We start from the raw sequence: 2,942 nt of genomic DNA, 5'->3' as shown, positions 1-2,942 counted from the left end.
CTCGCCGACCGGCTCGGCCTGCCCGGCGGCGTGCCCGGCTCATGGATCGCGAGCTCCAGTGCGGGGGCCGCGCCGATCCTCGCCCGAGCCCGCGCGTTGCGGGAAGGCCCGGACCGAAGCGCGCGCATTGAGGGCGACGACGTGGTCCTGAGCCTCGCCGGCCTGCCCGACTGGACCTTGCCCGCGGCGCCGGACTGGCGCGAGGATCCGTTCCGCTCGGTGGCGTGGCGCCTCGCCTACCAGTCGCTGGCCTGGCTCCTGCCGCTCGCCGCACTCCCCGGCACGGCGATGCGCGCTCAGGGCATTGCTGCCTCCTGGTCGCGGGCCAATCCCTGGGGCCAGCCGGCGGACGGCCTGAGCCTGCACCCGGCGGCCCTGGCTCCCCGCTCCGACGTGTTCGCGAGCCTGGTTGCGGACGGCGACGAGCCCGCCCGCGCCAAGATCGCCGCGGAAGCCGCGCGGCACGGCTTCGCGCTGGCCGAGATCGTCGGGCAGAACACCCTGGCTCGCGCCCTGCACGGCATCCAGGCGGCGGCCGCACTCCTCGCCCTGGCGCGCGCGCTGCCCGATTTCGCCTTCGCCCCGCACTGGGATTCGCTCGCCCGCGACAGCCTCGCCCACGGTTTCGACGTGATCCTGCCCGAGGGCGGCGATTTCGCCGACGCCGCGCCGGTGCGGCGCCTCGACCTCGTGAGCCATGGGCAGGCCATCGCCGCGGCCCTCGGCGAGAGCGAGCCCGGCCCGACGATCCGCCGCCGCGTCGAGGCCGCGCTGCCGGGGCTCGCCGGCCTGCTCGATCCTGGCGGGCGGCTGCCGCCCTTCGGCGACGCGCCCGCCAGCCTCGACCATGCCGGCTGGATCGCCCGGCTGTCGGCCCGGGACCGCGATCTCGTGGCGGAGCGGGACGCGGCACCCGTGCCGGACGGCCGCTCCGCCGGCCTGCTCGCCCTGCGCCACGACGGGATGGAGCGCGGCTGGGGTCATTTCGCCCTCACCTATGCCGCGCAGTCACCGCACGGGCATCGCGACTGCACCTCCTTCACCTTCGCCACCGGCTCGCGGCGTTGGATCGTGGAGGGGGGCGGGGCCGAGGGCGTCGAGGTCGGGCCGGCGCGCCACCACCTGCTCTCGCCCCGCGCCCACAACGTCGCGATCCCGGACGGTGGCGAGCCGATGGCCGGTTCGGGCCTGCTCACCGCGCGCGTGGCGCTCGACGGTGCCGAGGCGCTGCGGCTCGCCACCACGGTGCACGGTCCCGATCACGACCATGCCCGCCTGTTCCTCGTGCTCGACGACCTGAGCGGGATGGCGGTGATCGACCGGTTCCGACGGCCGGGGCGCGCCCTCGCGTTCGAGGGGCGGCTGCATCTTCCCCCCGAAGCGCTAATCGCCCTCTCGGGGCCGCGCCGGGCGCTGGCACAGCAGGACGGCCGGCGGCTGGATGTCGTCGCGGTGCCGTTGAGAGGGCAGGCGGCCGGGATGGACGCCGCCATCGGCCGCAACGACCGGCCGCACGCGATGCAGGGGTTTTCCGCGACGGGAGCGGGCGGGCTGAGGCCGACGCCGGTGCTGCGCTACGCCTTCACCGGCCGCGACACGGTCTGCGGCGGCGTCGTCCTCGCCGCGGATGCGGGGGCGGAGCAGCGGCTCTTGCGGCTGCTCGCCGATGAGGAGGTGCGCCGGTTGGTGGAGGCCTAAGAGGCGCGCTACGTTCGGGCGACGAGGGGATGATCCGGCGCGAGGACGCCGTCAGCCAGCACCCCAGCAATCAGAGCGCCTTTGAACGAATAGCATAAAGTGCTATTTTAATGCATCGTAAGGGTTGAGCGATGGCATCGAGCTACACGTTGGGCGAACATTACGAGCGCTTCGTGAAGGGGCTCGTCGCGAGCGGGCGCTACGCCTCCGCCAGCGAGGTCGTGCGCGACGGCTTGCGGCTGATGGAGGAGCGCGAGCAAACTCGAGCTGCCAAGCTGGAAGCACTGCGGCGCGACATACAGGACGGCATCGACAGCGGTCCGGCCGAACCGCTCGACATGGATGCGATCAAGGCGGAGGCGCGTGCCCGGCGACGGACGAGAAACGAAGACTCCGCACGTGGGTGACATCGTTCGCCGACCCCGCGCCCGCCAGGATCTCCTCGACCTCTGGGACTATATCGCCGACGAGAATGAGACCGCCGCCGACGGCGTCCTCGATCCGGTCGAAAGCGTCTTGGAAATGCTGGCCGACAACCCCGAGGCGGGGCGTCTCCGAGCGGAACTGTTCGAAAACCTGCGGAGCTTCCCCGTGGGAAGCTCCGTGCTGTTCTACTTCCCGAAACAACACGGGATCGAGTTGGTGCGCGTTCTCAGCGGGTATCGCGACATCGGGCGCGACGATTTTGAAGCTTGAGCGAGCCTCAGAACCCCGCGCTGATCACGGCCACGGCCCGGTCGATCGACAGGTAGAACACGCCGAAGGCCACCATCGCCGCGGCGGCGAATTCCAGCGTCTGGTTCGGCAGGGTCTGGAAGCGGCGCATGGTCTCGCGCCCGAAATAGGCCGACGCCCAGGCGAGCGTCAGGACGGCCGGCATCACGAACAGGTAGGAGAGCGTGCTCTCGATCCGCACCGGGCCGGTCGGGTCGATCAGCGCGCGGATGTTGCGCACCCACGGCGCCGAGGCGGCCGCGTAGAGCGTCGTCAGCCACGCGAGGCCGACCGCCACGCCGAGGTGGAAGGTGAACAGGCGATGCAGGCGCGAGAAGTCGTCGCGCGCGTCGTCGAGCGTCATCCGGCAAGCCCCCAATGATACCGGCCGCTGATTCTTGTCCGATCCGGCCATGGACCGAGGGATGGGGGGCAAGGTGGGGTTTTTTGTGACGGGGGGACGGCGGTCCCCACACCGCCGTCCCCCCGTCACAAAAAACCCCACCTTGCCCCCCATCCCTCGGTCCATG

General features: G+C 71.8%; 4 protein-coding genes. 3 read left to right on the top strand and 1 reads right to left on the bottom strand.

Going from position 1 to position 2,942, the window contains the following annotated elements; translation table 11 throughout:
* The 3 genes from MFF42_RS23295 to MFF42_RS23285 all read left to right on the top strand — a co-directional run.
* On the top strand, window positions 1–1,698 hold a 1,698-nt coding region (locus tag MFF42_RS23295), incomplete at its 5' end, for a heparinase II/III domain-containing protein (protein ID WP_238258116.1).
* A gap of 131 nt (window positions 1,699–1,829) precedes the next feature.
* Window positions 1,830–2,105, top strand: a complete 276-nt coding sequence (locus MFF42_RS23290; protein ID WP_238258114.1) for a type II toxin-antitoxin system ParD family antitoxin — start codon at window positions 1,830–1,832, stop codon at window positions 2,103–2,105.
* The gene (locus tag MFF42_RS23285; RefSeq protein WP_238258113.1) at window positions 2,062–2,394 is read left to right on the top strand and encodes a type II toxin-antitoxin system RelE/ParE family toxin; all 333 of its coding nucleotides are present in this window, start codon (window positions 2,062–2,064) and stop codon (window positions 2,392–2,394) included. The genes MFF42_RS23290 and MFF42_RS23285 overlap by 44 nt, the downstream gene beginning before the upstream one ends.
* Before the next feature lie 7 nt (window positions 2,395–2,401).
* On the opposite strand, the gene MFF42_RS23280 is transcribed toward MFF42_RS23285, so the two are convergent.
* Entirely contained in the window at window positions 2,402–2,776 is a 375-nt protein-coding gene (locus MFF42_RS23280; protein ID WP_238258111.1) for a hypothetical protein, read from the bottom strand.
* Window positions 2,777–2,942 lie beyond the last annotated feature (166 nt).

This window comes from Methylorubrum podarium, assembly GCF_022179745.1.
Classification (GTDB): domain Bacteria; phylum Pseudomonadota; class Alphaproteobacteria; order Rhizobiales; family Beijerinckiaceae; genus Methylobacterium; species Methylobacterium podarium.
Note: the sequence above shows the minus strand (reverse complement) of the source record. Positions and strands in the feature narration are given on the sequence as shown.